Source organism: Arthrobacter sp. JCM 19049, assembly GCF_001310435.1.
On sequence record NZ_BAXF01000530.1, the window covers coordinates 1 to 1438 of the forward strand.

At 66.3% G+C, this 1438-nt stretch carries 2 protein-coding genes and 1 pseudogene; 2 read left to right on the top strand and 1 reads right to left on the bottom strand.

Features of this window, described 5'->3' with window-relative positions; all coding sequences use genetic code 11:
- Positions 1-414 (bottom strand): Tex-like N-terminal domain-containing protein (locus JCM19049_RS14135; protein ID WP_279403265.1); only part of this gene is annotated, 414 nt, incomplete at its 3' end.
- A gap of 117 nt (positions 415-531) precedes the next feature.
- On the opposite strand from JCM19049_RS14135, the gene JCM19049_RS14140 reads away from it, so the two are divergent.
- Both JCM19049_RS14140 and JCM19049_RS14145 read left to right on the top strand, forming a co-directional pair.
- Positions 532-813, top strand: coding sequence for a hypothetical protein (locus JCM19049_RS14140; RefSeq protein ID WP_279403266.1), 282 nt, complete (start codon positions 532-534; stop codon positions 811-813).
- Positions 814-1049: 236 nt separating this feature from the next.
- A pseudogene (locus tag JCM19049_RS14145) lies at positions 1050-1438 on the top strand (RNA-binding S4 domain-containing protein); the annotation flags it as partial.

Here is a 1438-nt window from a genome sequence, read left to right on the forward strand (position 1 = left end):
CTTGGTGCGCCGCTTGGACTTGAACGGCAGGTAGATGTCCTCCAGCTCGGCCTTCGTGGTGGCCGCGGCGATGGCGGCGGCCAGCTCGTCGGTGAGCTTGCCCATCTCCTCGATCGCCTGGTGCACCGCGACCCTGCGGTCCTCCAATTCGCGCAGGTAGCGCAACCGCTCCTCGAGCAGGCGCAGCTGGGCGTCGTCCAGCGTGCCGGTCACTTCCTTGCGGTAGCGGGCGATGAAGGGCACCGTGGATCCGGAGTCCAGCAGTTCGATGGCCGCCTTGACCTGCCAGGTCTTCACCTGCGTGGTGGCGGAAAGCTCCTCGGCCAGGCGCTGGATAATTCGTTGTTCTGCACTGCTCACCGATCCATTGTGCACCACCGGGTTCACGGCTTGGATGATCGACTCGGCTCTCATTCAGCTGATCCCCAACGTTGCCTATTAAAGTGGTTTTCCATGGGGAAAGAGCACACACGCAAAGTACTGGGAACGGCCGCACTCGCACTGCTGGCAACCGTGGTCACCGGGTGCTCCATGGTCGAGCAGCAGGCCTCTGAGGCCGTGGGGCAACTCACCGATGCCGCGTCCAAGGAGTTCGTGCGCCAGGCCTGCGCACCGGTACAGGATGGCCAGCTGGAAAACAGTGAGATCAGGGTCCTGACCTCAATGATTGGCGCGATCGACGGAGGCGGCCTGCCGGCCTCAATCATCGATCCGCTCAAGGAGCTGGCCGATCGGGGCGACAGGACGGCGCCCGAAAAAATTGCCAACAGCCTAAAGCAGGCCTGCACCGATGCCGGGGCCTACAGCGGCTAACCGCAAAGACGGCCCACGGGCGCTGGGACCGTCAAAACGGCGGGCCCGGCACCTGCGCGGGACACGGCCGGTGCACCGGCAGTGCCCTGGCTTTTTCCTGCCCTGGCACCGGTGCGGGCAGGCATGGGGTGTGATCTTTGCCTCGGCACGGCGGCGGGACGAGGATGGAAGCTGCCGGGTGCCGCGCCGCAGACGCTACCCGGTTCCCGGATGGATCCTGGCCTAAACTCGTAGACATGGTCCAGATCCCCACTACTTCCAAAGCGCGGCTGGATGCCTGGCTGTGGGCCGTGCGCATCTACAAGACCCGTTCGGCGGCCACCACCGCGTGCCGGGCCGGGCACGTGAAGCTGAACGGCAGCCCGGTGAAGGCCTCCCAGCAGGTGGTGCCCGGGGACCGGCTGCGGGTGCGCAAGGACGGGTTCGACCGCGAGCTGGAGGTCACGGCCCTGATCACCAAGCGGTCGGTGCCCCAGTGGCCACCAAGTGCTACATCGACCACACTGCCCCGCGCGAGAAGCTCGTCATCCCGATGGTTCCGGTCCGCGACCGCGGCACCGGCCGGCCCACCAAGAAGGACCGGCGCGAGATGGAGAAGCTGCGCAGCTCCTGGCAGCAACCCGGC